This window comes from Sphaerotilus sp., assembly GCF_031429695.1.
Lineage (GTDB): Bacteria > Pseudomonadota > Gammaproteobacteria > Burkholderiales > Burkholderiaceae_C > Sphaerotilus.
The window spans coordinates 1-24,805 of the sequence record NZ_JANPAB010000083.1 but is presented as its reverse complement, the minus strand read 5'-3'; the positions used below and the strand labels follow the sequence as shown (position 1 = coordinate 24,805).

The window sequence follows — 24,805 nt, the reverse complement described above, 5'->3', positions numbered from 1 at the left end:
GCAGGTGGTGGAGTTGCAGGTGCGGGCCGCAGTGCTCAACCGCTTCACCCACTTGGGCACCCCGGTGACGCGGGCTGTGGCGTAACTCCGTCTGGGGTCAGGGGAAACTCAGCCTCGGCTGGGTTATGCAACAAAGCCCTGTCAAGGTAGCCGACAACGCCCGCGCCGCCGCCGCCCGCGAGGAAGCGACGCTGCATGTCCTGGCCGTCGGCGTCACCGAGTACCACGACGCCGACCTGCGCCTGAAATACGCCGCCCGCGACGCCGAGGACATCGCCGAACGGTTCCGCCAGCGCGGCGGCGCCTTGTTCAAGCAGCGCGTCAACGCCACCGCCCTGACCGACGCTCGAGCCACCGTCGCCAACATCGAGGCCACGCTCAAGGCGATGGCGGCCAAGGCCCGGCCGAACGACACCTTCGTGCTCTACATGGCGGGCCACGGCACCGTGCTGGCCGACAGCGGCGAATACCACTTCCTGCCCCATGAGCTGGTCTACGAGAACGACCAGTCCATCAGCCGCCAAGCCGTCAGCCAGAGCCGCCTGCGCACCTGGATGAGCTGGCTGCCGGTGCGCTCGCTGCTGCTGCTCGACACCTGCCGCGCCGGCAACGTCGTGCAACTGGCCTCGCGGGCGGGCGAGGAAAAAGGCGCCTTCGCCAGCCTGATCCGCCTGAGCAACCGCGCCGTGATCGTCGCCAGCAGCAGCGACAAGATGGCGCTCGAAGGCTACAAGGACCACGGCGTGTTCTCGTGGGTGGTGCTCGACGCGCTGGACAACGCCGACTACGACAACAACGGTCAAGTCGATGTCACCGACATCGCCACGCATGTGCGCCGGCTCGTGCCCGAGATCACCGAGAAGACATTCAAGTACCGGCAGGTGCCGATGCAGGACACGCCGGGGGATCCGTTCGCGGTGGCACAGCCGGTGAGGCGGGGAGTGAAAAAGTGAGCGATGCCTCTTCCCCTCAAACGGCTGACCGCATCGCCACCCTGCTGGCCACCCCCGAAAGCCGCACCCTCGACTTCAAGCGCATCAGCGGCAAGCAAGGCCGGCTGTACGAGACGGTCTGCGCCTTTGCCAATGCCGAAGGCGGCTGGCTGGTCATTGGCATCGGGGACGCCAAGGCCGTGAAACCGGGCGACCCATCGGCGAGCCGCCTGTTCGGCATTGAGGAGAACCCAGAGGGCTTCGACGACTTCCGGCGCGAGCTGCTTCACCGCTTCACGCCCGCCATCACCGGGCTGCATTGGCTGCGTCTGCCCTGGACGCTGCACCACGGGCAGCCTGGGCATGTGGTGCTGCTCCGGGTGGAGAAAAGCGAGCAGATCCACTCCATCGTCGGCAACGGCACCTGGACGCGCATGGACGCCAGCAACCGCGAGCTGAGCGCGGTGGAGATTGCGGAACTGGCCTACCGGCGCGGTGTGCGCAGCGCCGTGGCCGAGGTGGTGCCGATCCGGCTGGACCTGCTGGACACCAGCACCTGGCGCACCTTCGTGGCCGCACGCGGCCTGCGCAGCGGTACCATCGCGGAGCAGTTGCGGCGTCTGGGCTTGGCCGATGTGGTGGACGGCGAGGTCCGGCCGACACGCGCCGCCGTCCTGCTGTTCGCGGAAGAACCGGGGAGCCTGCTGGCGGCCCATGACACGCGGGCCGACATCCGCGTGATGGTGTACGACGGCAAACAGCCGCTACCAGGGGCCACACCCAACCTACGCAAACCCGCCAAGACCGTGCGCGGCCCGCTGGTCGATCAGATCGATGCAGCGGTGCGACTGGTGCTGGACGAACTGGCGGCCGGCCTGACGCTGGCCAGCAGCGGCTTCAGGGCACGGCATGTGTACCCGGAGCGGGTGGTGAAGGAGGCCATCGTGAACGCCGTGATCCACCGCGACTATCGGCTGAACCGCGACATCTTCATCCGCATCTTCGACGACCGCATCGAGGTGGAAAGCCCCGGCTTGCTCCCTGGTCGCATCACCCCAGACAACATCGCCAGGGCGGGAAGTAAGGCGCGTAACCCGCTCATCGCGCAGAACCTGCGCGAATTTCCTGTACCACCCAACATTGATGCAGGCGAGGGCGTGAAGATGATGTTCTCGGAGATGGCGGCGGCCAAGCTCTACCCACCGCAGTACCGGCAGTCCACCGAGGCGGCCGTCGAGAGCGTGACGGTGACGCTGCTGAACCTCGAACGCCCCAGCGTGTGGGACGAGGTGAGCGACTGGATCGACCGGGAGGGGTCGATCGGCAACGCCAGGCTGCGTGCCATCAGCGGCTGGGACACGCTGGCCGCATCCCGACAGTTGCGCCAATGGGTCAGCCAAGGTCTGCTGGAGCCGCTGCCTGCGGCGTCTCGCCAGCAAGCCCGGTACACCAAGCCCTCGAAAGAGACGCAGGACCAAGGTTCATTATCTTGGTCATTTGATAATGAAACGCCAGGTTGAGTAAAAACCATTCAAATCAACGACTTGCAGCGTAGTTCATTATCTCGTGAGGCAAATGAAGGCGGCGCCAGACAGCGCCGCCTCCTCTGAAGCACAGACTGATCAGGCAGCCTTCACCTTCAACCGCCAAGCGTGCAGCAGCGGCTCCGTGTACCCACTCGGCTGCGTCTGCCCCTTGAACACCAGATCCAGCGCCGCCTGATAAGCTGCACCGTCCTGATTCGCCGCCAGCGACTTGTAGAGCGGATCACCCGCGTTCTGCCCATCCACCACCACCGCCATGCGCGCAAACGCCTCGCGCACCTGTGCCTCGCTCACAACCCCGTGCAGCAGCCAGTTGCACAGGTGCTGGCTCGAAATCCGCAGCGTCGCCCGGTCTTCCATCAGCCCCACGCCGTTGATGTCCGGCACCTTCGAGCAGCCCACGCCCTGGTCGATCCAGCGCACGACGTAGCCGAGGATGCCCTGCACGTTGTTGTCGATCTCCTGCTGGCGCTCGGTGGCGCTCCACGTCACGTCGGCGGCGACCGGCACCGTCAGCAGGTCGTTCATCAGCTTGTCCGTCAGCGCCGGGTTGGTGGCGTCGCCGCTGGCCTCAATCTGCTGCTGCACCGCCGACACGTTGACCTGGTGGTAGTGCAGCGCGTGCAGCGTGGCGGCGGTCGGGCTGGGCACCCAGGCGGTATTCGCACCGGCCTTCGGGTGGGCCACCTTCTGCTCCAGCATCGCGGCCATCAGGTCCGGCATCGCCCACATGCCCTTGCCGATCTGTGCGCGACCACGCAGCCCGCAGGACAGGCCGATCAGCACGTTGCGGCGCTCGTAGGCCGCGATCCAGGCGCTGGACTTGATGTCACCCTTGCGCAGCATCGGGCCGGCGTGCATGGCGGTATGCATCTCGTCGCCGGTGCGGTCGAGGAAGCCGGTGTTGATGAACGCCACACGCGACGACGCAGCGGCAATGCACGCCTTCAGGTTCGTGCTGGTGCGGCGCTCCTCGTCCATGATGCCGAGCTTGACGGTGCTGTCGGGCAGGCCGAGCAGTTGCTCGACGCGGCCGAACAGCTCGCCCGCAAACGCCACTTCGGCCGGGCCGTGCATCTTCGGCTTGACGATGTAGACCGAGCCGCTGCGGCTGTTCTTCAGGCCGTTGGCGCCGTGGCGCTGCAGGTCGTGCAGCGCGATGGTGGTCGTCACGACGGCGTCCAGGATGCCCTCGGGGATTTCCTGGCCCTCGGCGCCCCAGAGGATGGCCGGGTTGGTCATCAGGTGGCCGACATTGCGCACGAACATCAGCGAGCGGCCGTGCAGCACGACTTCGCCGCCGTTCGGGCCGGTGTAGACCCGGTCGGCGTTCAGGCGGCGGGTGAAGGTCTTGCCGCCCTTGGTGACTTCCTCGGTCAGCGTGCCGCGCTGGATGCCGAGCCAGTTGCGGTAGGCGAGCACCTTGTCCTCGGCGTCCACGGCGGCGACCGAGTCTTCCAGGTCGAGGATGGTGGACAGCGCCGACTCGATCACCACGTCGGACACGCCAGCGGCGTCGGTCTTGCCGGTGGCGGTGGTGCGGTTGATCAGGATGTCGATGTGCATCCCGTTGTTCACCAGCAGGATCGAGGTCGGCGCCGCAGCGTCGCCCTGGTAGCCAACAAACTGGGCCGGGTTGTCCAGACCGGCGGTGGCGCCGCCCTTCAGCGACACGACCAGCTGGCCGCCTTCGACGCGGTAGCCGGTGGCATCCTTGTGCGTGGCGCCGGCCAGCGGGGTGGCCTGGTCGAGGAAGTTGCGGGCGAACTCGATCACGCGGGCGCCGCGCACCGGGTTGTAGCCGCCGGCCTTTTCTGCGCCATTGGCCTCGGAGATGGCGTCCGTGCCGTACAGCGCGTCGTACAGCGAACCCCAGCGCGCGTTGGCGGCGTTCAGCGCGTAGCGGGCGTTGAGGATCGGCACCACCAATTGCGGGCCGGCCTGCAGCGCGAGTTCGGCGTCCACGTTGGCCGTGGTGGTCGGCACGGTTTCGGGCACCGGGACGAGGTAGCCGATCTGCGTCAGGAAGGCGCGGTAGGCGGCCATGTCGGCGATCGGGCCGGGATGCGCCTTGTGCCAGGCGTCCATGTCGAGCTGGATGCGGTCGCGCTCGGCCAGCAGCGCGGCGTTCTTCGGCGCCAGGTCACTGACGATGGCGCCGAAGCCGGACCAGAACGTCGCCGGGGCAACGCCGGTGTTCGGCAGCACTTCATCCTCGATGAAGCGGAACAGTTCGGTGGCCACCTGGAGGCCGTGGATCGTGGTGCGTGCGGTCATGGTGTGAAACCTCAGGAAGGAAAGAAATTCAGGACATCGCGCAGGCTGCTGCCCACGCGGGTCGGCTCGGTGCCGAGTGTGTCGAGCGGCGCGCCGGCCCGGTTGACCCACAGCGTCGTGTAGCTGAACCAGGTGGCGCCGAGCGCGTCCCAGCCGTTGCTGGAGACGAACAGGATCTGTTTCGCGGGCAAGCCGAGCGTCTTCGGGCCGAGGGCGTAGGCGCGCGGATCGGTCTTGAAGGCGCGCGCCGGCTCGACGCTGATGACGTGGTCGAGCAGCGGCCCCAAGCCGGCGCTGCGCACCGCGATGCCGAGCATGTCGGGGTCGCCGTTGCTGAGGATGCCGGTCGGGATGCCGCGGGCCTTCAGGCCCTCCAGCACCTCGCGCACTTCGGGAAAAGCACTCAGGTGGCGGTACTGGTTCATCAGCCGGTCCTCGGACTCGGGCGTCAGGGCCAGTTGCAGCCGTGCGCCGGCGTAGCGCAGCGCAGCGCGGGTGATGTCCCAGAACGGGCGGTAGCGGCTGCCGTCGGGCGCGCTCATGGTGATGAGCCGCGTGTAGTCGATCTGCTTCTCGCGCCACAGCAGCGAGAGCGCCTCGCCCCGGCCGGGAAAGAGTTGCTCGGCCGTCAGCGCGACGCTGTAGACATCGAACAGCGTGCCGTAGGCGTCGAACAGGACGGCCTGAGGGGCGGCGGCAGAGGACAGCTTGTGCATGGTGATGCGACTGTATTGCAACCCTGCAGAATCATTGATGGTCTGAATATCGAATGATTTGTGACCTGAATGCAGGTAATCCACAATCCGGCATGGACCGCCTCAAGCAACTCGAAACCTTCACCGCCGTCGTCAGCCGCGGCAGCCTGACCGCCGCCGCACTGGCCGAAGGGGTGGCGCCCGCGGTGATCGGCCGGCGGCTGGACGCGCTGGAGGAGCGCCTGGGCGTCAAGCTGCTGGTGCGCACCACCCGCAAGCTCACGCTGACGCACGAGGGCAGCGCCTTCCTTGAAGACTGCACCCGCGTGCTCGCGGACCTCGCCAGCGCCGAGGCCAGCGTCAGCGCCGGCGGCGTGAAGGCGAGCGGCCATGTGCGCATCACCGCACCGGGCGGCTTCGGGCGCCGGCATGTGGCGCCCTTGCTGCCCCGGTTCCTCGCCCTGCACCCCGAGGTGTCGCTGTCGCTGAATCTGTCGGACCGCATCATCGACATGGTCAACGAGGGTTACGACTGTGCCGTGCGCGTCGGCGACATGCCCGACTCCAGCCTGATCTCCGTGCGGCTGGCCGACAACCGCCGCCGCTGCGTGGCCGCGCCGTCCTACCTGGCGCGGGCCGGCACGCCGCAGCAGCCGCTCGACCTGATGCGCCACGAATGCCTCACGCTCAGCTCCGAGGCCAGCCAGTCGCGCGGCTGGGCGTTCCGGGTCGATGGCGAAGTGCAGTACCTGCGCCCGCCCGGCAGGCTCGATTGCTCGGACGGCCAGGTGCTGCACGCCTGGTGCCTGCAGGGGCTGGGGCTGGCATGGCGCAGCACCTGGGAGGTCGAGGCGGACCTGCGTGCCGGCCGGCTCGTCAGCGTGCTGGACGAGCACGCCGCACCGCCCAATGGCATCTACGCCGTGCTGCCGCATGTGCGGCATCTGCCGCTGCGGGTGCGGCTGTGGGTGGACTTCCTGAAGCACAGCTACAGCGCGCCGGGTTACTGGAGCGCCGACTGATCCACCTCCCGCACACGGGTTGTCGTGGCTGGCATGATCGCGGCATCGGCGGTAACAATTCACGCCTGACCTGACACAAGGAGCACTCCCATGAAGATGGACGACCAGCGCGAGAGCAGCAAGGTGGAAGACCGCCGCGGACCAGGCGGCTTCGGCGGCGGCGGTGGACTGCCCGGCGGACGCCGCGGCGTCGGGCTGGGCACGGTGGCGCTGGCCGTCGTCGCGGGCTGGGTGTTCGGCATCAACCCGCTGACCATCATCAATGTGCTGGGCGGCATGGACGGTGCCAGCGAGCCGGCGGTCGTGCAGCAACCTGCGCCCGGCACCCGCGCCGCGCCGCAGCAGGACGAGAGCACCCGCTTCATCTCCAAGGTGCTGGCCTCGACCGAGGACGCCTGGGACGGCGTGTTCCGCCAGGCCAATGCGCAGTACCAGAAACCGGTGCTGGTGCTCTACCGCGGCGCCACGCGCACCGCCTGCGGCACCGGTCAGGCGGCGATGGGGCCGTTCTACTGCCCCGGCGACTCGAAGGTCTACCTCGACCTCGACTTCTTCGACACGATGCGCCGCCAGCTCGGCGCGCCGGGCGACTTCGCGCAGGCGTATGTCGTCGCGCACGAGGTCGGCCACCACGTACAGCACCTGATGGGCATCACCGACAAGGTCGACAGCCTGCGCGAGCGCGTCAGCGAAACGCAGGCCAACGCGCTGTCGGTGCGGCTGGAGCTGCAGGCGGACTGCTTCGCCGGTGTCTGGGCCCACAACGCCGAGCAGGCGAAGAGCTTCCTCGAAACCGGCGATCTGGAGGAGGCGATGAACGCCGCTTCGCAGATCGGCGACGACACGCTGCAGCGCAACGCCGGTGCCCGCGTGCGGCCGGAGAGCTTCACCCACGGCAGCAGCCAGCAGCGCATGGCGTGGTTCAAGCGCGGGCTGCAAAGCGGACAGATCGCGCAGTGCGACACCTTCCAGGCGCGCAACCTCTGAAACCGAACCAGCTCAAGCCGGTTCAGGCCGGCGAAGCCCCGAACCACCACGCCACCACCGCGAAGCTGCCGAAGGCCAGCACGGTCGAGGCCAGGATGATCCGGGCGATGCGGCCGTTGTCGGCGCCATAGCGCTCGGCCAGCAGCGAGACGTTGCTGGCGCTGGGCAGCGCGGCGGCCAGCACCAGCACCATCAACTGGAAATCGCTCAGCGCCAGCCCCGCCGCCTGCGCCGCCGAGGCCGCTGCCCACACCAGCAGCGGATGCACCACCAGCTTGATCAGCGCCACCGGCAGGAAGCGCCTGACCGGCATCGACGCGCCGGGGCGACCCTGCGCATCCAGTCCCGAGCGCCACAGCACCGCACCGATCGTGAACAGTGCGACCGGGCTGGCCGCGTCGGCGAGCATGCCCGCAACCTTGGCGAGCGGCCCCGGCAGCGCGAACCCGGTCACCGAGGCCAGCGCACCCAGCCCGATCGACCACGGCAGCGGATTGACCAAGGCTGCACGCAGCGAACGGGCGATCGCCGCCCGTGCCGCCGCGGCGTCACCGGCATGGCTGGCGGCCGGGTCGTCATGGTGCAGTTGCGCGAGGGCGATGCACAGGGAGCTGGTGACGAACAGATCGGCCAGCACCGTCGTGATCGTCGGTCCCGCCGCCGCCGGCCCGACCAGCGCCACCAGCAGCGGCACGCCCATGAAGCCGGTATTCGGAAACGCGGCCACCAGCGCGCCGAACGCCGTGTCGCGCAGGTTGCCCGCCGCCCGGCGTGTCGTCACCACCGTGAGCGCCACCACGGCCAGGGCGCACAGCAGGTACACGCCCAGCACCACCGGGTCGAACAGCTCGCGCACCGGCAAGTTCGCCCCGAAGCGGAACAGCATGCACGGCAGCGCGAAGTACAGGACAAATGCATTCAGCCCCGGCACCGCCGCCAGCGGCAGCAGCCCGCGCCGCGCCGCCAGATAGCCGATGAGGATCAGGGCGAAGAAGGGGACGGTGACGGAGAAGATGGCCTGCATGGGGCGAAGTATCCCAGCCACTTGCGCACCTGGCGCACGGCATCGGCCTGCATCAGCGCCAGTGCGCGATCGAGGTGGCCCTGCACCACGGCGCGGTGGCGGCGCTCGCGGTCGGCCTCGCCGAGCCAGCCGTGGTCGCGGGCAATCTGCGTGTCGCTGCGGCCATCGACTGCGGCCATCAGCACGTCGCGCGCCAGCGGATCAAGCAGCCCGAGGCGGTGCAACAGTTCGTGCTCGGCCAGCGCCGTCAGCGACACGGCGCCGTGGTGGTCCAGCAGCGGACGCAGCGTTTCAACCAGCAGTTGCGGCGAGCGGCTGTCGCCGAGCAGCTTCTTCAGCGCGCTGGCCCGCTGCAGTTCGACCACGCCCTCTTCCTTGTTCAGCGCACGGGCAATGCCGTAGTTGGTCTGGCCACGCAGCACGCGGCTGATCACCTCGCGCTCGGCCGGCGTGAGCCCGTCCAGCACGATCTGCAGCAGGCGGCGCTCGTGCTCCGCCGCCTGGCGCAGCGCAGGTTCACGGGCCAGGAAGCGGCGGATCGTGTCCTTCAGCTCGTCCAGCGGCGCCTGCTTGGAGAAAAAGTCGACATCGGCCCGGCGCGTGACCTGCTGCACCGCCAGCCGCACGTCGCCGCCATGCGGCCCGGTCAGAAAGACCACCGGCATCGGGCAGCGCTGTGCCAGCAGCCGGTTGAAGAGTTGCAGGCCGTTCATCGACCCTGGCGGCTCGAAGTCGATGTCCAGCGTCACCACACCGCGCCGCAGCCACAGCGGTTCGGCCAGGAACGCCTCGCCGCTCGCATAGCCGCGTGCGGCGAAATCATCCGCGCGCAAGCTGTAGAGCAGACCGTCGCGGTACTCGTCATAGTCATCGACGACATGCACCAGAGGTGCTTCGACCTGCGGATCAGGCGACAGGCTGGACGGGTGCATGGGTCGATTCCTCGGGCACGGCGGGCGGGGTCAGCGGCAGCGTGATGATGAAGTCGGCGCCACGCGGCAGGTTGTCGGTGACGATCAGGCGCCCGCCGAGTTTCTCGACCCAGTGCCGGCAGATGTAGAGGCCCCAACCGCTGCCACCGCGGCGGGTGGAATAGCCGTGCTCGAACACCTTCTCGCACAAGGCAGCCGGGACGCCGGGGCCGCGGTCACGCACATGGATCTGCACCTGGCCTGCGTCCTCGTCCAGGTAGTTCTCGACGCTGATCAGCCGGTTGGTGAGGGGCGTGGTCTCCATCACCGAGATGGCGTTGTGCAGCAGGTTGCTGAGCACTTCGCACAGGATCAGCCGGTCCATCGTGATCGCAGGCAACTCGGCCGAAACCGCGTTGTGCATGACCACGCGGTGTGTGGCGGCATAGCCGCTCACCTGCGCCATCGCGTCGGTGACGGTGTCGCGCAGCAGCGAGGGCTCCTTGGCCGCCTCGTCGCGCAGCACGGGGCGGTAGCGTTCGACGATGTCGTGCAGGTGTTGCGCGGCCCGGCCGGCGATGCGCACCCCCTCGTCCAGCAAGTCGTGGCGGCCGGCCTTCAGGTGCTTGGCCACACCGTCGAGTGCCACCAGACAGGCCCCGCTGTGGTTGGACAGCTTGTGCAGCAGCTCGCCCGAGCGATGGCCCATCAACTGGATCAAGGAATCCTGGCGCAGTTTCAAGGCGTCCTGGCGCAGTTGTTCGTTCAGGGATTCGAGTTCGCGCCGGTAGTCGCGCTGCGAGCGGCTGAGCCAGCGCAGACTCCCGCCGACCAGCCCCACCAGTCCGACCGCCAGCACCGACAGCAACACCTGCACCTGCCGCACGGCGACAGGCACTCCGTCCGATGGCCCCAAAACGACAGCCAGCGGCGGTGCCATGGACTGGTACCGCTGCACCAGCACCAGCGGCGGCTGGCTGCCCGGCACGGCGTGGAGCCGGTCGGAGAAGCGGCCGGTCGGCGCCTCCAGCTCGACGGGCCCGCCGCGCGCCAGCGCCGTGCGGGCCCGTGCGAGGTAGTCGGGCGTGGCGAAGTCCTCGGTTTCGCCGTGCAGATAGCGCTCGGGCTGGCCGTCGTCGAGCCGCAGCAGGTGCGCCTCGACCAGCCCCGGCTGGTCGGCGCTGCAGCGCAACGCGGTCGCGCTCAGCGGCAGGAGGTCCAGGTCGCTGCGGCGCTGGGTCGGACTCAGCTGGACCCAGGCGCCGATCAGCTGACGGGCGCAGGCGTCGCCGGCCACGGTGTCGCGCGGGCGGTCAGCCGCCGTGGGTACCGCCACGGCCTGGGCGGCGCGGTTCGGGTCCAGCCGCGCCGGCAGCAACTCCCAGATCAGCGCCAGCAGCAGCGTCACGGTGCCGACGGCGGCGGCCACCGCCAGGCGCCGCAGCCAGCGGATGCGCTGGCGCGGTGCGGCGGGCCATGTGCCGCTGGTGGCCATCAGCCGCCGCCCAGCCGGGAACAGGTATCGCGGCGCCAGCCACTCACCGGGCGCTGCGCATCGACCTCGCGCCACTTGGCGTGGTGCGGCGCTTGCCCAAGCGCAGGCAATTCGCGCTCGATCAGCCGCCCCAGGCGCTGCAGTTGCCGGCAGCGGCGCTGCTGGTAAGCCGTGCGCTGCGGCGAGAAGTCGAAGGCCATCAGCAGCGCGCGCACTGCCAGCGTGGACACGGGCTGTGCCACCCAGGGGTAGTCGCCGCTGTCGATGCGGGCCGTTTCGTAGCCCACGGTGCCGGCGGGCAGCTCCAGCGACAGCAGGTGAACGCTGTCCAGTGGACGGGCCGGGTGGTCGCGCAGGGCGTCGAGACTGACCAGATTCGGCGTGGGCTTGCCAGCCACGATCACCATCGCATCGGCGCGGCCCGTGAGCACGCTGCACAGCGCGGCAGCCGCCGTCTGCTGGCTGTCCAGGCTGGCGGGCACCACACCGGCAGCGCGCAGCAAGTTTTCGGCCGTGTGCAGACTGCCCTGCGAGCTGGCCGCAGTGACCACGCGCCGACCCGCCAGATCGCCCAGCGTCTGCACGCCAGTGCGGGCCAGCACATGCACTTCCTCGGCATACAGCGGCAGCACCAGCCGCAGCAGCATGGCGGCCTTGCGGTTCGCGGGATCGTCCGAGCGCGCCAGCCACGCCAGGATGTCCGACTGCGCGAAGCCCAGCGCAGCGTTTTCGTTCGGATCAGCGAGCTTGCGCAGATTGTCCAGGCTGCCCAAGGTCTCGCGGTTGAACAGCGGCACACCTTGCTGGCGCGCCACCGCAACGAGGTCGTCGGCCACCGCGTGGTAAGTGCCCGTGGCACTGCCGCTGACCAGCCCGATCGGATCGACCCGCGCCGGCGCGCTGGCCGCCTCGGCGATCGACACCAGACGGGACGCCGCCGTCAGCTCGCCCATGCGACGGGACAGCGTGTCCACACAGGCCGCGGGTGTCAGACTGCTCCCCCGGGGGGTGCCCACGCTGGCTGTGGAAATGGCGTCGTTGCCGGGATCCTGCCGCACCATCGGCCACAGCGCCCCCCCGCAGGCGAGAACGCCCGCCACCACCACCGAGCCGCGCAACCAGCGGTCGGTGCTCAACCCTGCCGTCAGCCAGGGCAGCAGCAGCCCGATCAGCAGCACCCCCAGGCCCACGATCAGCAGCGGCCCATTGACCGCGGCCCACCCCGTCACAGATCCCACCACACCAGCCTCCCAGCACCGCGCGAATTCGTGAACTTCTCGACATTCTAGAAGGATGGTCCTGCTGGAAACGGCAGCACCTCCGGTGATGTCTGTGAGGTCGGTGATGTCGGTGGCGCCAGCGATGCAGGGGTGCCCCCATATGGAAGGCAGCCGCACCCACGGGCATCCTGCATGCACCGACGCGAACCCCGCGTCCCGCACCAGGAGCCGACGATGCACACCGCCGCACCCCATGACCTCCGGCACCAGTTGCGCGCCACCCAGCTCGCCCGCCCGCTGACCTGGGCGCTCGGCCTGGGCAGTGCGCTGGTCGTGGCCCCCGTGGTCTTCACCATCGTCCAGGGCATGGTCGGGCTGATGGTGGCCGGCGCGCTCGGCATGGCCGGCGTGCAGCTCGCGCCAGTCCTCGCGCTCAAGCTGGCCAACCTGCGCCTGCGGCTGATGCAGGGCGAGGCGCGCGGCAGCCCCCTGCCCACGCTGGAAAACCTGCTGCTGGACCGCCGCGCTGCGCTCACCGAGGCCAGCGTCCAGCTCCAGAACGCGATCGCCCAGATCGATGCCTTTGTCGACCAGGCTGGCGAGTTCGCGCGCCGCAACCCGGACGCCGCCCCGCGCTGGCTGGAACGCGCCGGCCGCGCCACCCAGCTGCGCGAGCAGAAGAAGCGCGCGCTGCGCACAGCGGCGGAGTCGGTCGCCGCCTTCGAGCAGGAGGTGGACCGTGCCCGCACCGAGTGGGCGCTGGTCGAGGCAGAACGTGCGCTGAGCAGCTCGCTCGGCGCTACCCGCGGCGACCCGATGGAGCAGTTGCTGGAGCGCACTGCACTCGACAGCGTGCGACTGGAGATGAACCGGGCTTTCGCCAGCCTCGAAACCGAACTGGTCCTGGACCTGCAGACCCTGCCCAAGGACGGCCAGGAAGGAGCCCCCCGGCCATGAACTACCGACTCCTCACGTCGCTGCTGCTGATGGCCGTGCTGGTGGCGCTCTACCTGTGGTGGAGCCCACCCGAAGAACCGGCCACAGCCGCAGCGCCCGCCCCCGCCGTCAACCAGGGCAGCGGGCCAGGGCCACTCGGCACGCTCAAGATCTTCTGATCCCCTCGACCGGAGCACCCCATGACCGCCTGCACCACCCTCCGCATCTGGACCACGGCCACAGCCATGGCGCTGACCACCCCGCTGACCACGGCCCAAAGCACGCTGCTGGTGTCCACCGGCTTGCCACAAGGCACCTACGCCTCGATGTTCAAGGACCTGTCCGAGGTCTGCGGTGCCGCCGCCGGCCTGGCGCTGGTCGAGAAACCCGCGTCCGGCTCGAACGAGTCGATCGACCGGCTGCTGCACAACGAGGTCGCGGCGGCGTTCGTGCAGACCGACGTGCTGCACGCGCGGCGCACCACCGAAGACCTCGGCCGCATCCGCGCCCTGGTCGCCCTGCACCCGGAGCCGGTCCACCTGCTGGCGCTGGCCGCGCCGCTGGTCGAGGGCGGCGTGCTGGGCATCGGCGGGCGCAACGTGGTGTTCAACACACTCGGCGACCTGGGCAAGCGCCGGGTGGGTGCCTGGGGCGGCGGGACGGTGACCGCGCGGCTGGTGCAGCTCCAGGCCGAGATCGACTACAGCGTCACCGAGTTCAACGGCCCCGAGGACGCGATGCAGGCACTGCGCAGCCGCCGCATCGATGCGGTGCTGGCGGTCGGCGGCGCGCCGCTGGCGTGGATGGCGGGGCTGGACCGCAGCGTGAAGCTCCTTTCGGTGCCGGAGCCCTGGGCATCGCGGCTGCGCCATGTCTACCGTCCGGCCAAGCTCAGCTACAGCCAACTGGGTGCGCAGGGGGTGGCGACGGTCGCCACCGAAGCCGTGCTGGCGGTGCGGGAGGTGCGTTCCGCGGCAGCGGCCGCCCCGCTGCTGAAGCTGCGCGCCTGCCTGCAGCAGCAGCTCGACGCGCTGCGTGACACCGTCGGCCACCACAGCGCCTGGGCACAGGTGGAGGCAGGTGCCGCGCCGCACTGGCCAGTGTTCGAGCGCAGCGCTGCCCGCGCGACCGCCCAGCGCTGAACCCACCGTGGGGTCATGGAGCGGAGGTGACAATCCGCCCTTGACCGTGCCGCGGAGCCTTGCACTTTGAGCCCCTTGATCTTCCCCGCCCTCCCTGCCCTGCGCTGGCTGGCGCGCAGCGCCGTCGTGCTGTCGCTGCTGTGCGCGGTCGGCCTGTCCTGGCTCTTCCACCACGGCCCGGCGCGCACCGGCTGGGTCGAGCTGCTGCGCTACGTGCCGTTCCTGGCCTATGCCGTGCCGGCGGTGCTCGCGCTCGGGCTGTCGTTCCTGCTGGGCTGGGCGTGGCGACTCGTTGCGGCGGGGGCACTCGGGCTGGTGCTGGTGTCGGTGATGGACCTCTCGCTCGGCCTCGGCCGCACCGACCTGCCCTCCGACGCGCCGGGCACCCGCACCGTGCGCGTCATGACCTACAACATCAAGTCCTACCGCGCGGTGTTCCGCGAGGGCGGCTTCGTGCAGTTGAACAACGAGATCGCGCAGCAGCAGCCTGACATCCTCGTCATGCAGGATGCCCGCGAGGTCTCGCGCCAGGGGGATCTGCCCTACGGCATGCGCGCGGTGTTGCCCAAGCACAAGCTCTATGCCTATGGGCAGTACGCCGTGGCCAGCCGTTTCCCGGTCAACGGTTGCGCACCGGCCGACATGTCGCTGAAGAACGAGAAACACGAGTACGTTCGCTGCACGGTGGACATTGATGGCACCCGCATCGACCTCGTCACCGCCCACCTGCTCACCCCGCGCGAGGGCCTGAACGCCACCCGCGAGGAACGCCTGAGCGGCCTGGATGACTGGCGTGCCAACTTCGCTGACCGCCTGACCCAGGCCGACCGCATCGTCGGGGCACTGGCGCCGCTGAAGCAGCCCACCATCGTCGCTGGCGACCTGAACGCGCCCGAGCACTCGGTCGTGGTGCAGACCTTCCTTGGGCTCGGCTTGCGCGACGCGTTTTCCGCTGGTGGCCGCGGCTGGGGCTTCACCCACGGGCATTCGCTCAAACCGGGGGTGAGCTTCCTGCGCATCGACCACATCCTCGTCAGCCCGGAGATCGGCGTGCGCAATGCCTGGGTCGGCTGGCGTGGCGGCTCGGAGCACCGGCCCGTGGTGGCCGATCTTGTGGTCCCCACCCGATGAGCGACGTGGTCCACAGCGCGTTCTACCGTTTCACCCGGCTGGACGATCCCGCCGCGGTCGCCGACGCCTTGCGCACGCGCAGCCGCGACGTGCTCGGCAGCCTCGTGGTCGCGACCGAAGGGCTCAGCGGCGTGGTCGCGGGGCCCGCCGTGGCGGTGGCGGCCTTCGAGGCCGCGCTGACGGGCGACCCGGTCTTCGGCGGCGCCTTCGCCGGCCTGCACTTCAAGCGCAGCACCTGCACGACCGCACCGTTCGCCCGGATGAAGGTCCACGTCAAGCCGGAGATCGTCGCCCTCGGCCTGCCCGCCATCAGCGGCCTCGACGCAACCCGCGAACAGCGCGCCGCCACGCACCTGAGCCCGGCCGCCTGGCGCGAGTTGCTCGCGGGCGGCGACGTGGTGGTGCTCGACAACCGCAACCGCTTCGAGTGGCGGCTCGGGCATTTCCGCGGGGCGGCCGATCCGGGTGTGGACAACTTTCGCGACTTCGCCGATCGGGTGCGTACCCGGGCTCCCCTGTGGAAATCCTGTGGACAACGTGTGGCCATGTACTGCACCGGCGGCATCCGCTGCGAAAAGACCGGCGTGTGGATGCGCGAGGAACTCGGGCTGGAGGTGTTCCAGCTCGACGGCGGCATCCTGCACTACCTGCAGCACACCGCCGCTCCGCCCGATGCCGACGACCCGTGGCGCGGCGAATGCTTCGTGTTCGACAACCGCATCGCGCTGGATGCCCGGCTGCACGAAACGGCGACCACCGCCGAGCAGGTCTATGACCCGGCGCAGCCCGACGAGGCGTGGCGGCTCGACCGCGCCCGTCGGCTCGACGCGGCCGCCGGCCCATGAGCCGCGCCCGCCCCGTCTGGTCCCCGCCGATGCGGGAGGGTGTCAGCGCCAGCCGCGTGGCCGTCACGCCGGGGCCGTGGTCCACCGTGCTGGTGTTTCTTGTCCACAGGTTATCCACAGTTTCGCCTGAAGACTGGCGCGAGCGACTCGGGCGCGGTGAGGTGCTGGACACGCAGGGCCGGGCGGTCAGCGCCGACGATGCTTGTGTTATCCACAGCACGCTCTGGTACTGGCGCACGCTGGACACGCCCGAGCCGCGCATCCCGTTCGAGCTGGAGATCCTGTTCCAGGACGCGTGGCTGCTGGCTGTGGATAAACCGCATTTCCTGCCCATGACGCCCAAGGGCCGCTATGTGCAGGAGACGCTGCTGGTGCGCCTGAAGCGCTTGACCGGCATCGAGACGCTGGTGCCGATGCACCGGCTGGACCGGGAGACGGCGGGGGTCGTGCTGTTCTCGGTCCGGCCGGAGACGCGGCACGCCTACCAGTCGATGTTCCGGGACCGGGTGATCCACAAGGTCTACGAAGCCGTGGCGCCGTGGTCCGATGCACTGGCGGCCACGCTGCCGCTGGAGCGCCGCAGCCGGCTGGCCGAGCGCGAGGAGGCCTTCATGCAGATGCACGAGGTGCCGGGCGAGCCCAACGCCGTGACGCGCATCGACCTGATCGAGCGACACGGCCCCCTCGCCCGCTACCGCCTGACGCCGCAGACCGGCCAGAAGCACCAGTTGCGGGTTCACCTGAACGCACTCGGTATCCCGATCGTCGGTGACCGGATCTACCCGGTGCTGCAACCGGATCTCGCGCCGGGCGCCGAGCCGGATTACACCGAGCCGCTGCGGCTGCTGGCGCGGGAGATCGCGTTCACGGATCCGGTGACGGGGGAGCCGCGGCGCTTCGCGAGTCCGCGCACATTGCGTCTGGACGACCCGACGCTCACGCCATCGACGGCTTGAGAAAGATGTCCTTGTCCGGGAAGAACTGCGTGTGCAGCGGCAGCAGCGAGCCGCCCAGCGCCCGCGCATGCGCCCCGACCCGCCCGGCGAGCAGCGCCGGCTGGTGCATGCCGTCGAACTTGTAGGCGGCCAGCCGATCGCGGGTGCGCACCAGCAGCGCGTCGATCAACGGCCGGGCCAGCGAGCCGTCGATGACCACCGCGTCGAGGTCGAGCATGGCCGCGCCGCTGGCCACCGTCATCGCCAGCGCCAGGCCGGCCTGCTCCAGCCACGGTTCGGTGTAGACCGCGTAGGCGGCGTCCATGATCGTGTCCTGCTGCACCAGCAAGGGGTCGAACCCGGCTTTCTGCAGCGCCTGCTCCAGTTGCCAGCCCGAGGCGACTTCGAGCAACTGCGGCGGCGCCACTCCGTCGCGCGCCACGCCGACGGGCAGCGAGCCGATGGCGCCCGCGTTGCCGCGGTGGCCGATGTCGATGTGACCCGACAGCACCAGCCCGCCGCCGACGAAGGTGCCGACGAAGACGTAGAGGAAGCTGCGCACGTTCTGGCCGTGGCCCTGCAGCAGCTCGGCCACGCAGGCCGCCGTCGTGTCCTTGGCGAAGCTCACCGGCAGGTGGGTCATCGCCTCGACTTCCTGCTTGAGGTCCATGTGCTGCCAGCCGGCCAGCGCGTTGTGCGCCTGCGAGCCGAGCAGGCTGGCCCACTTGTCCATCGACAGCGGCGAGGTCAGCCCAAGGCCGACCACACGGTCCCACAGGGGTCCGAGCTGGGTCTGCAGCGCATCCAGTCCCTGCTGGATGCAGGGCAGCACCTGCGCCGGATCGGGGTAGGCGTAGTGGAACTCATGGCGAAAGCGCACCTGACCGACAAAGTCGCAGGCCAGCACCTCCAGGCTGCGCCGCCCCACCTGCACGCCCAGGCTGATCGCCCCGTCCGGATCGAGCGACAGCGGCACCGAGGGCTGGCCGATCTTGCCGCGGATGCGCTCCTGCTTGATGAGCAGCCCGTCGTCGAGCAGCCGGCTGACGATGACCGAAACCGTCTGCGAAGAGAGCTGCGTCAGGCGGGCGAGGTCGGCCTTGGGGATCGCGCCGTGCAGGCGGATGGCCTGCAGCACGATGCGCTCGTTGAACTGGCGCATGCCGGTGTGGTTGGAGCCGCGTACGGCCCGTTCATCGGCTTCGAAGGTCGGATTCATCAGGTGCATCGGGAACGGAACAGGGGTCAGACAGTGGCGGCAGGCTCCCGCACCAGCCGGGCCGGATCGATCGCCCCGGTGATGAGGCCGACGATCTGCTCAGGGTGGGTGTGGCGCGTCTCCAGATTCGCGATGATGCGCCCTTGGCGGAAAACCCAGATGCGGTCCACGAGATCGAAGACCTGCCGCAGGTTGTGGCTGATGATGATCAGCGGAACGCCACGGGATTTCAGGCCCTTGATGATCTGCTCGACACGGGCCGTTTCCTGCACGCCGAGTGCGGCGGTCGGCTCGTCGAGGATGATGAGTTTCTTGGCAAAACCGGCCGCCCGCGCAATCGCCACACACTGCCGCTGACCGCCCGACATGCCACGCAGGCTCTCGCTCATGTCCTGGATCTTCACGCCGGTGGTGGCCAGCATCTCGACCGACTGGGCGCGCATCGCCTTGTGGTTCAGGATGGACAGCGGCCCCAGCGACAGCCGGGTGATCTCGCGCCCCAGGAAGATGTTCGCCGGCACGTCCAGATCCTCGGCCAGCGCGAGCGTCTGGTAGACGGTCTCGATGCCCTGCTCGCGGGCGTCCAGCGGCGAATCGAAGCTCACCACCTGACCATCGAGCGCGATGGTGCCGCTGTTGGGCTGCTCCACGCCGGTGATCAGGCGCACGAAGGTGCTCTTGCCGGCGCCGTTGTCGCCAACGATCGCGGCGTGTTCACCGGGAGCGAGCGAGAACTGTGCATCCGTCAGCGCCTTGACGCCGCCGTAGTGCTTGGTCAGGCCGCTGATTTCCAGCACGGGCCGCGGGGTGTTCGTGGAAAGGGCCATGGCAGGGGCGTCCTTGACAGTCAGGGAGGATGGCGCCGAGGATGCCCCAGCGGCCAGGGTGGCGCATTAGTAAATCACCTAGGTTTACTTATGTGTGCAAGGCGGATCCAATGCGGTGCACCACAGGTTGACGCGGACGCCGAGCCGAGCCTGCTGGACACCCCACCCTCGATTCCTAGATTCCATTCCTGGAGACACACCATGTCCTTCAATCGCACCCTGGGCCGTCTGGCGGCAGTCATGTTCACCGCTGGCCTGCTGATGTCGGCCGCGCAGGCGCAGACCATTGCCTACATCACCAACGGCAACACCAACGAAGGCTGGACGCTGATCAACGGCGGCGCCAAGGATGCGGCGAAGAAGGCGGGCGTCAAGTTCATCGAGCTGGCCGCTGAAAAGGGCGAGCTGTCCAAGCAACTGGCGATCGTGGAAGACATGATCACCCGCAAGGTGGACGCCATCGCCATCGCCCCGGTCGACAGCGCCGGCATCGCCCCCGCGATCAACAAGGCCATGGCCGCCGGCATCCACGTCGTCGCCGTGGACACCGGCATCACCGGTGCCAAGATCACCAGCTACGTCGCCACCGACAACATCAAGGCCGCGAACGTCCAGGGTTCGTGGGCCGCGGACCAGGTCAACGACGGCGACACCGTCATCTACGTGACCGGCGACCAGAGCCAGTCCACCGGCCGCGAGCGCCGCGACGGCTTCCTGCAAGGGCTGAACGCCAAGCGCAAGAACGTCAAGGTCGTCGATGTGGCGACCACCTGGGACCAGACGATGGCCCAGAACGGCGTCGAAGCCGCGCTGCGCACCAACCCGGGCGCCAAGGTCATCGCCTGCGCCTGGGACGGCGGCGCGCTGGGTGCCAAGGCCGCGATGCTGTCGGCTGGCCTGAAGCCCGGCTCGGTCAAGATCGCCGGCTTCGACGGCTCGCCCGGCGGCCTGGACATGATGAAGGACGGCTGGCAGCAAGCCAACGCCGCCCAGATGCTGGCCAAGATCGGCGCCGTCGGCGTTGAAACCGCCATCGCTGCGGCCAACGGCAAGAAGGTCGATGCCCGCATCGACACCGGCAGCTTCCTGGTCCTGCCGTCCAACGTGGACCAGTTCGCCAAGGACTCCGGCGTCGGCCAGTTCATGAAGAAGAAGTGATCGGCTGAGCCGGTGATGCAACGGCCGGGCCGCTGAGGTCCGGCCGTTGCCGTTTCCAAGCCTTGAAACCTGTTTGAAACTCGCTTTGCAACTCGGACAAAGAGCCATGCGCTACATCACGCGACAAGAGTGGTACGGGGCCTTGGTGGCCGTGCTGGTGCTGGGGGTGTTCCTCTCGGTGGCCTCGCCGTTTTTCCTGAGCGGCCGTAACCTGAGCAACATCCTGGTGCAGGCGTCGGTGATCGCGCTGCTCGCCGGCGGGCAGACCTTCGTGATCCTGACCGGCGGCGTCGATCTGGCCGTGGGCGCGCTGACCGCGCTGGCCGGTGCGGTGGCCGGCTACATGATGGTCAAGCTGGGCATCAATCCCTACCTGGCGATTCTGGCCGCCTTCGGCATCGGCGCCGCAGTGGGTCTCTTCAACGGTTATCTCGTCGCCTTCGTCGGCATTCCGGCGTTCATCGTCACGCTGGGTGGCCTGACGCTGTGGCGCGGCCTGGCGTTCGAGTCCACGGGCGGTTTCGACATGGCCGGCCTGCCCGAGCCCTTCCCCTTCATCGGCAACGGCGAGCTGCTCGGCATCCCCATGCCGATCGTCGTGATGGCGGTGTTCTACGGCGTGATGGGCTTCATCCTGTCGAGCACCAAGCTCGGCCGCTACGTCTACGCCATCGGTTCCAACGAGATGGGCGCGCGCCAGGTCGGCATCAACATCCGCTGGTACAAGCTCGGCGTCTATCTGGTGTCGGGGCTGTCGTGCGCGCTGGCGGCGATCGTGCTGATGGGCCGCATGGACTCGTCGAGCGGCAAGATGGCGCAGATGTTCGAGCTGGACGCGATCGCCGCCGTGATCCTGGGCGGCACCTCGCTGTTCGGCGGGCGCGGCAGCCTGTGGGGCAGCCTGCTGGGCGCCATCCTGATCGGCATGATCCGCAACGGCATGAACCTGCTGGAGGTCTCGCAGTTCAAGCAGATGATGGCCATCGGCGCGGTGGTGATCATCGCGGTGTGGATCGACGTGATCCGGCGCAAGCGGCTGCTGCGAAAATAAGGCCATGCCCCAGCCGTTCCATCTCTACCTCGACAGCGCCGACCTCGGCGCGCTGCGCACCTGCCTGCCGCACCCGGTGGTGCATGGCGTGACCACCAATCCGACGCTGCTCAAGCGGGCCGGCGTCACCTGGGAGGCGCTGCCGGGGCTGCTGGACACGCTGCTGCGGCTGGGCGCGCAGCAGGTGCAGGCGCAGGTCCGCTCGCCGGACGTGGACGGCATGCTGGCGGACGCGGACACGCTGCTGCGGCCGTTCGATCCTGGCCAGCTCGTCGTGAAGATCCCGGCCACCCGCGCCGGGCTGACCGCAGGCGCCACCCTCACCGCCCGCGGCGTGCCGGTGACCTACACGGCGGTCTATGCGCTGGAGCAGGCGCACTTTGCCGCCGAACTCGGCGCCGCCTACGCAGCGCCCTACCTGGGCCGGCTGAACGATTCCGGCGTGGATGGCCTTGCGCTGATCGGCCGGATGCAGGCATTGGTGACCGCCAGCGGCTCGCCGATGCGGCTGCTGGTGGCAAGCATCCGCAGCCGGCAGGCCTACCTCGATCTGCTGGCGCTCGGCGTTGGCGCCATCACGATTCCGCCCGCGCTGTTCGCCGAGCTGGTGGACCACGAGGCGACGATTGCCGCGGAGCGCGGCTTCCTCGCCGACGCGGCGGAGTAAGCACCCCGGCACGGCGGCCACCCGTGCAACCGCTCACCCCGCCTGCGCCCGCAAGGTCTCCCACAAGCGCCCCGGCCCGAGCAGAAAGGCCAGCATCGCCCGCTGCGTCTCCTCGCTGGCCAGCGCCTGGTCGCTCATCGCGCTGTAGCGCGAGCGCACCTCGATCACCGCGTCGATCAGGCGGTCGTGCAGGTCGGGCGAACTGGCGAACTGCGCCTCGGTGTTGTTGCGCGCCTGCAGCACGAGGTCCGGGTGCTCCAGCAGCTTGCCGCGGATGGCCTCGTTCACGTAGACCAGCTTGTCCCCCGGTGACAGGTCGCCCTCGAACAGACTGTTGACCCGCGCGATCAGCTCGTCGAGCAGCACCTTCTGCTTGTCCTGCACGCTGCCGCTGCCGGATTCGCTGGTCGGCTGGATCTTCTCCGGCTCGCCCTGGCGCAGGTCCAGCACCGCCTGTCCCATGTCCTTGAGCGTGTATGCGGTCAACCGCAGCGCCGACAGATCGACCCCCTCGCGTTCGCGCCCGAAGGTCAGCAGCGGCAGCAGGCCCTTGAAGAAGATCGCCCGCTTTTCAACGTCGGTGTTGCCGTAGTCGAAGATCTGCGACAGGAAGCCGTAGAGCCGGGTGTAGGCGCCGAGGTCGCGCTTGAACAGGCTCAGCGCATCGAGCCGGTCCTTGGCCTGCTGGCGGGCGGGGCTGCCCTCGTCGGCGGCGTCGAAGGCGTGGCGGGCCTGGGTGTAGCTGACCAGCAGGCGCTGCGCCACCGGCGTCAGCGCGCCGTCCAGCTCCGATTGCCGGGCCTTGGCACCCTTGAGCACGACCTGCACCACCCGCTCGACCTCGAAGGTGTCGTAGAGCGCCTGTCCGTCGAGCTTGGCGCGCAGTTCGAACACCAGGTTCGGGTCGGTCACGTCGGCCAGCTCGGCGGTCTGGTGGTACTTCTTGAACGCGGCCAGGATCTCCGGCGGGTCGTTCACGAAATCGACCACGTAGGTGGTGTCCTTGCCCGGGTGGCAGCGGTTGAGCCGCGAGAGGGTCTGCACCGCCTGGATGCCGCCCAGGCGCTTGTCCACGTACATCGCCGAGAGCAGCGGCTCATCAAAACCGGTCTGGAACTTGTTGGCCACCAGCAGCAGGTGGTAGCCGCCGCCCTTGAAGGCCGTGCGGATGTCCTGGCCGTGCAGGCGCGGGTTGAGGGCCTGGCTGGCTTCGGTGAACGGGTCAGGGCCGCTGTCGGGATCGTCCACCTCGCCGGAGAAGGCCACCAGGGCGTCGAGCTGGTAGCCGTGGGCGGTGATGTAGCGGCGCATCGCCAGTTGCCAGCGCACGGCCTCCTTGCGGCTGCCGGTGACGACCATCGCCTTGGCCTTGCCGCCGAGCAGGTGCTGGACGTGGCGGCGGTAGTGCTCGACCACCACCTGCACGCGCTGGGCGATGTTGTACTCGTGCAGCCGCACCCAGCCCATGATGCCCTTCATGGCGGCGGACTGATCGACCTCGGGCGAGGCGATGACCTCGCCCGTGTCGCGGTGCGCGAGCGTGAACGCGGTCTTGTAGCTGGTGTAGTTGGCCAGCACGTCGAGGATGAAGCCTTCCTCGATGGCCTGGCGCATCGAGTAGACGTGGAAGGCGGCGGGCAGGTTGTCGGCCGCGGGCGGGCGCGTCGGGTCGGGCCGGACGCCGAAAAGCTGCAGCGTCTTGTCCTTGGGCGTGGCGGTGAAGGCGACCCAGGTGATGCCTGCGGCCTGGTCTCCGCCGGCCTTGGCGCTCATCTGCGCGGCCAGCAGGTCTTCGGTGTCGATCTCGCCGCCGTCTGCCCAGTCGGCGAGGTCGGCCGGATCCGCGGCGTTGAGGAGCAGCTTGAGCTTGGCGGCGGTCTCGTTGCTCTGGGACGAATGCGCCTCGTCGGCGATGACGGCGAAGCGCTTGCCCTCGGTCGCGGCGAGCTGGCGGACCTCTTCAATGGCGAACGGGAAGGTCTGCAGCGTGCAGACGACGATCTTCTTGCCCGCGGCCAGCGCCTCGGCCAGTTCCCGGCTCTTGCTCGCACCGTCGCCGCTGACGATGGCGACCACGCCCTGGGTGCGCTCGAAGGCGGTCAGTGCCTCGCGCAACTGGCTGTCGAGCACCGTGCGGTCGGAGATGACGATGACGCTGTGGAAGACCTTGCGGTGTTCGGCGTCGTGCAGGTCGGCCAGGAAGTGCGCGGTCCAGGCGATGGAGTTGGTCTTGCCCGAGCCGGCCGAGTGCTGGACCAGGTACTTGCGGCCGGGGCCGTCGGTGCGCACCGCGGCGAGCACCTTGCGGGTGGCGTCGAGCTGGTGGTAGCGCGGGAAGATCCAGCCGACGAGCTGCTTGCGGTCGTTCTTCACCGGCACGAGGTAGCGGCCGAGGATGTCGAGCCACGAATCGCGCGCCCAGACTTCGTCCCAGAGGTAGGCGGTGGCGTAGCCGTTCGGGTTGACCGGGTTGCCGGCGCCGCCGTCGTGGCCCTGGTTGAAGGGCAGGAAGACGGTGTCCAGGCCCTTGAGCCGGGTGCTCATCGCGGCTTCGCGGTTGGTGACGGCGAAGGGCTTTGTTGCACAACCCACCCAGCCGGCCGGTGGTCGAGCGGTGAGGTAGGCTGACGGGATGATCAAGCCGGAGAAGAAGAAGTACACGACGAAGAACTGGTCGCCCTACACGAAGGCGCTGAGAGCCAGGGGGTCGCTGACGATGTGGCTGGATCGGGACATGGCGTGGCAGGCAGCGCCAGTCAGCGGCAAGCCTGGGAGACCGACGACGTA

General features: G+C 69.0%; 22 protein-coding genes and 1 pseudogene. 14 read left to right on the top strand and 9 right to left on the bottom strand.

Annotated elements, in window-relative coordinates:
* Window positions 1–125: 125 nt before the first annotated feature.
* Both RMP06_RS16600 and RMP06_RS16595 read left to right on the top strand, forming a co-directional pair.
* Entirely contained in the window at window positions 126–953 is an 828-nt protein-coding gene (locus RMP06_RS16600; RefSeq protein WP_310462906.1) for a caspase family protein, read from the top strand.
* Window positions 950–2,452, top strand: coding sequence for an ATP-binding protein (locus RMP06_RS16595; RefSeq protein WP_310462905.1), 1,503 nt, complete (start codon window positions 950–952; stop codon window positions 2,450–2,452). The genes RMP06_RS16600 and RMP06_RS16595 overlap by 4 nt, the downstream gene beginning before the upstream one ends.
* 102 nt (window positions 2,453–2,554) lie before the next feature.
* Here RMP06_RS16595 and RMP06_RS16590 read toward each other — a convergent pair whose 3' ends face one another.
* Together RMP06_RS16590 and RMP06_RS16585 are read right to left on the bottom strand one after the other, a co-directional pair.
* On the bottom strand, window positions 2,555–4,753 hold the full coding sequence (locus RMP06_RS16590; protein WP_310462904.1) for a malate synthase G: 2,199 nt from the start codon (window positions 4,751–4,753) through the stop codon (window positions 2,555–2,557).
* 11 nt (window positions 4,754–4,764) lie between these two features.
* The gene (locus tag RMP06_RS16585) at window positions 4,765–5,469 is read right to left on the bottom strand and encodes a haloacid dehalogenase type II (protein ID WP_310462903.1); all 705 of its coding nucleotides are present in this window, start codon (window positions 5,467–5,469) and stop codon (window positions 4,765–4,767) included.
* 92 nt (window positions 5,470–5,561) lie between these two features.
* Between RMP06_RS16585 and RMP06_RS16580 the strand changes: the two genes are divergently transcribed.
* Together RMP06_RS16580 and ypfJ are read left to right on the top strand one after the other, a co-directional pair.
* Entirely contained in the window at window positions 5,562–6,470 is a 909-nt protein-coding gene (locus RMP06_RS16580; RefSeq protein WP_310462902.1) for a LysR family transcriptional regulator, read from the top strand.
* A 90-nt stretch (window positions 6,471–6,560) separates the two neighbouring features.
* The gene (gene ypfJ / locus RMP06_RS16575; RefSeq protein WP_310462901.1) at window positions 6,561–7,457 is read left to right on the top strand and encodes a KPN_02809 family neutral zinc metallopeptidase; all 897 of its coding nucleotides are present in this window, start codon (window positions 6,561–6,563) and stop codon (window positions 7,455–7,457) included.
* Window positions 7,458–7,479: 22 nt separating this feature from the next.
* Here the strand turns inward: ypfJ and RMP06_RS16570 are convergent, their stop codons facing one another.
* From RMP06_RS16570 to RMP06_RS16555, 4 genes are read right to left on the bottom strand one after another with little or no spacing between them, the layout of a single operon-like run.
* Window positions 7,480–8,481, bottom strand: coding sequence for an AEC family transporter (locus RMP06_RS16570; RefSeq protein WP_310462900.1), 1,002 nt, complete (start codon window positions 8,479–8,481; stop codon window positions 7,480–7,482).
* The gene (locus RMP06_RS16565; RefSeq protein WP_310462899.1) at window positions 8,439–9,413 is read right to left on the bottom strand and encodes a response regulator transcription factor; all 975 of its coding nucleotides are present in this window, start codon (window positions 9,411–9,413) and stop codon (window positions 8,439–8,441) included. Before RMP06_RS16565 ends, RMP06_RS16570 begins: the two co-directional genes overlap by 43 nt.
* Window positions 9,388–10,887, bottom strand: a complete 1,500-nt coding sequence (locus RMP06_RS16560) for a sensor histidine kinase (RefSeq protein WP_310462898.1) — start codon at window positions 10,885–10,887, stop codon at window positions 9,388–9,390. Before RMP06_RS16560 ends, RMP06_RS16565 begins: the two co-directional genes overlap by 26 nt.
* Complete coding sequence (locus RMP06_RS16555; RefSeq protein WP_310462897.1) at window positions 10,887–12,125, bottom strand: TAXI family TRAP transporter solute-binding subunit; 1,239 nt, start codon at window positions 12,123–12,125, stop codon at window positions 10,887–10,889. The genes RMP06_RS16560 and RMP06_RS16555 overlap by 1 nt, the downstream gene beginning before the upstream one ends.
* Window positions 12,126–12,341: 216 nt before the next feature.
* On the opposite strand from RMP06_RS16555, the gene RMP06_RS16550 reads away from it, so the two are divergent.
* From RMP06_RS16550 to RMP06_RS16525, 6 genes are all read left to right on the top strand, one after another.
* A complete protein-coding gene (locus RMP06_RS16550) occupies window positions 12,342–13,064 on the top strand; it encodes a hypothetical protein (protein WP_310462896.1) in 723 nt (240 codons plus the stop codon).
* Window positions 13,061–13,222, top strand: coding sequence for a hypothetical protein (locus RMP06_RS16545; protein WP_310462895.1), 162 nt, complete (start codon window positions 13,061–13,063; stop codon window positions 13,220–13,222). Before RMP06_RS16550 ends, RMP06_RS16545 begins: the two co-directional genes overlap by 4 nt.
* A 21-nt stretch (window positions 13,223–13,243) precedes the next feature.
* Complete coding sequence (locus RMP06_RS16540; RefSeq protein ID WP_310462894.1) at window positions 13,244–14,185, top strand: TAXI family TRAP transporter solute-binding subunit; 942 nt, start codon at window positions 13,244–13,246, stop codon at window positions 14,183–14,185.
* A 66-nt stretch (window positions 14,186–14,251) separates the two neighbouring features.
* Window positions 14,252–15,316 (top strand): endonuclease/exonuclease/phosphatase family protein, encoded by a 1,065-nt coding sequence (locus tag RMP06_RS16535; protein ID WP_310462893.1) that lies wholly within the window; start codon window positions 14,252–14,254, stop codon window positions 15,314–15,316.
* On the top strand, window positions 15,313–16,161 hold the full coding sequence (trhO, locus tag RMP06_RS16530) for an oxygen-dependent tRNA uridine(34) hydroxylase TrhO (RefSeq protein ID WP_310462892.1): 849 nt from the start codon (window positions 15,313–15,315) through the stop codon (window positions 16,159–16,161). The genes RMP06_RS16535 and trhO overlap by 4 nt, the downstream gene beginning before the upstream one ends.
* A complete protein-coding gene (locus RMP06_RS16525) occupies window positions 16,158–17,117 on the top strand; it encodes a pseudouridine synthase (RefSeq protein ID WP_310462891.1) in 960 nt (319 codons plus the stop codon). The genes trhO and RMP06_RS16525 overlap by 4 nt, the downstream gene beginning before the upstream one ends.
* On the opposite strand, the gene RMP06_RS16520 is transcribed toward RMP06_RS16525, so the two are convergent.
* Window positions 17,098–18,315, bottom strand: coding sequence for an ROK family transcriptional regulator (locus RMP06_RS16520; RefSeq protein ID WP_310462890.1), 1,218 nt, complete (start codon window positions 18,313–18,315; stop codon window positions 17,098–17,100). The two genes, RMP06_RS16525 and RMP06_RS16520, sit on opposite strands and share 20 nt — an antisense overlap.
* Before the next feature lie 26 nt (window positions 18,316–18,341).
* Window positions 18,342–19,142 (bottom strand): ATP-binding cassette domain-containing protein, encoded by an 801-nt coding sequence (locus RMP06_RS16515; RefSeq protein ID WP_310462889.1) that lies wholly within the window; start codon window positions 19,140–19,142, stop codon window positions 18,342–18,344.
* A gap of 201 nt (window positions 19,143–19,343) precedes the next feature.
* Here RMP06_RS16515 and RMP06_RS16510 point away from each other — a divergent pair, with 201 nt between their 5' ends.
* From RMP06_RS16510 to RMP06_RS16500, 3 genes are all read left to right on the top strand, one after another.
* Window positions 19,344–20,300, top strand: a complete 957-nt coding sequence (locus tag RMP06_RS16510) for a sugar ABC transporter substrate-binding protein (protein WP_310462888.1) — start codon at window positions 19,344–19,346, stop codon at window positions 20,298–20,300.
* 106 nt (window positions 20,301–20,406) lie between these two features.
* Window positions 20,407–21,351 (top strand): ABC transporter permease, encoded by a 945-nt coding sequence (locus tag RMP06_RS16505; protein WP_310462887.1) that lies wholly within the window; start codon window positions 20,407–20,409, stop codon window positions 21,349–21,351.
* Between the two features lie 4 nt (window positions 21,352–21,355).
* Window positions 21,356–22,018, top strand: coding sequence for a transaldolase family protein (locus RMP06_RS16500; RefSeq protein ID WP_310462886.1), 663 nt, complete (start codon window positions 21,356–21,358; stop codon window positions 22,016–22,018).
* A 33-nt stretch (window positions 22,019–22,051) separates the two neighbouring features.
* Here the strand turns inward: RMP06_RS16500 and RMP06_RS16495 are convergent, their stop codons facing one another.
* Window positions 22,052–24,562, bottom strand: coding sequence for a type I restriction endonuclease subunit R (locus tag RMP06_RS16495; protein WP_310462885.1), 2,511 nt, complete (start codon window positions 24,560–24,562; stop codon window positions 22,052–22,054).
* Between the two features lie 88 nt (window positions 24,563–24,650).
* Between RMP06_RS16495 and RMP06_RS16490 the strand changes: the two are divergent.
* A pseudogene (locus RMP06_RS16490) lies at window positions 24,651–24,805 on the top strand (IS5/IS1182 family transposase); the annotation flags it as partial.

Bases quoted from the DNA above. Each gene is read 5' to 3' on its own strand.
- RMP06_RS16495 (WP_310462885.1), bottom strand. From the start codon at position 24,562: ATGAGCACCCGGCTCAAGGGCCTGGACACCGTCTTCCTGCCCTTCAAC.
- RMP06_RS16570 (WP_310462900.1), bottom strand. From the start codon at position 8,481: ATGCAGGCCATCTTCTCCGTCACCGTCCCCTTCTTCGCCCTGATCCTC.
- RMP06_RS16525 (WP_310462891.1), top strand. From the start codon at position 16,158: ATGAGCCGCGCCCGCCCCGTCTGGTCCCCGCCGATGCGGGAGGGTGTC.
- RMP06_RS16580 (WP_310462902.1), top strand. From the start codon at position 5,562: ATGGACCGCCTCAAGCAACTCGAAACCTTCACCGCCGTCGTCAGCCGC.
- RMP06_RS16585 (WP_310462903.1), bottom strand. From the start codon at position 5,469: ATGCACAAGCTGTCCTCTGCCGCCGCCCCTCAGGCCGTCCTGTTCGAC.
- RMP06_RS16515 (WP_310462889.1), bottom strand. From the start codon at position 19,142: ATGGCCCTTTCCACGAACACCCCGCGGCCCGTGCTGGAAATCAGCGGC.
- RMP06_RS16500 (WP_310462886.1), top strand. From the start codon at position 21,356: ATGCCCCAGCCGTTCCATCTCTACCTCGACAGCGCCGACCTCGGCGCG.
- RMP06_RS16520 (WP_310462890.1), bottom strand. From the start codon at position 18,315: ATGAATCCGACCTTCGAAGCCGATGAACGGGCCGTACGCGGCTCCAAC.
- RMP06_RS16600 (WP_310462906.1), top strand. From the start codon at position 126: ATGCAACAAAGCCCTGTCAAGGTAGCCGACAACGCCCGCGCCGCCGCC.
- trhO (WP_310462892.1), top strand. From the start codon at position 15,313: ATGAGCGACGTGGTCCACAGCGCGTTCTACCGTTTCACCCGGCTGGAC.
- RMP06_RS16550 (WP_310462896.1), top strand. From the start codon at position 12,342: ATGCACACCGCCGCACCCCATGACCTCCGGCACCAGTTGCGCGCCACC.
- RMP06_RS16560 (WP_310462898.1), bottom strand. From the start codon at position 10,887: ATGGCCACCAGCGGCACATGGCCCGCCGCACCGCGCCAGCGCATCCGC.
- RMP06_RS16590 (WP_310462904.1), bottom strand. From the start codon at position 4,753: ATGACCGCACGCACCACGATCCACGGCCTCCAGGTGGCCACCGAACTG.
- RMP06_RS16545 (WP_310462895.1), top strand. From the start codon at position 13,061: ATGAACTACCGACTCCTCACGTCGCTGCTGCTGATGGCCGTGCTGGTG.
- RMP06_RS16540 (WP_310462894.1), top strand. From the start codon at position 13,244: ATGACCGCCTGCACCACCCTCCGCATCTGGACCACGGCCACAGCCATG.
- RMP06_RS16565 (WP_310462899.1), bottom strand. From the start codon at position 9,413: ATGCACCCGTCCAGCCTGTCGCCTGATCCGCAGGTCGAAGCACCTCTG.
- RMP06_RS16510 (WP_310462888.1), top strand. From the start codon at position 19,344: ATGTCCTTCAATCGCACCCTGGGCCGTCTGGCGGCAGTCATGTTCACC.
- ypfJ (WP_310462901.1), top strand. From the start codon at position 6,561: ATGAAGATGGACGACCAGCGCGAGAGCAGCAAGGTGGAAGACCGCCGC.
- RMP06_RS16505 (WP_310462887.1), top strand. From the start codon at position 20,407: ATGCGCTACATCACGCGACAAGAGTGGTACGGGGCCTTGGTGGCCGTG.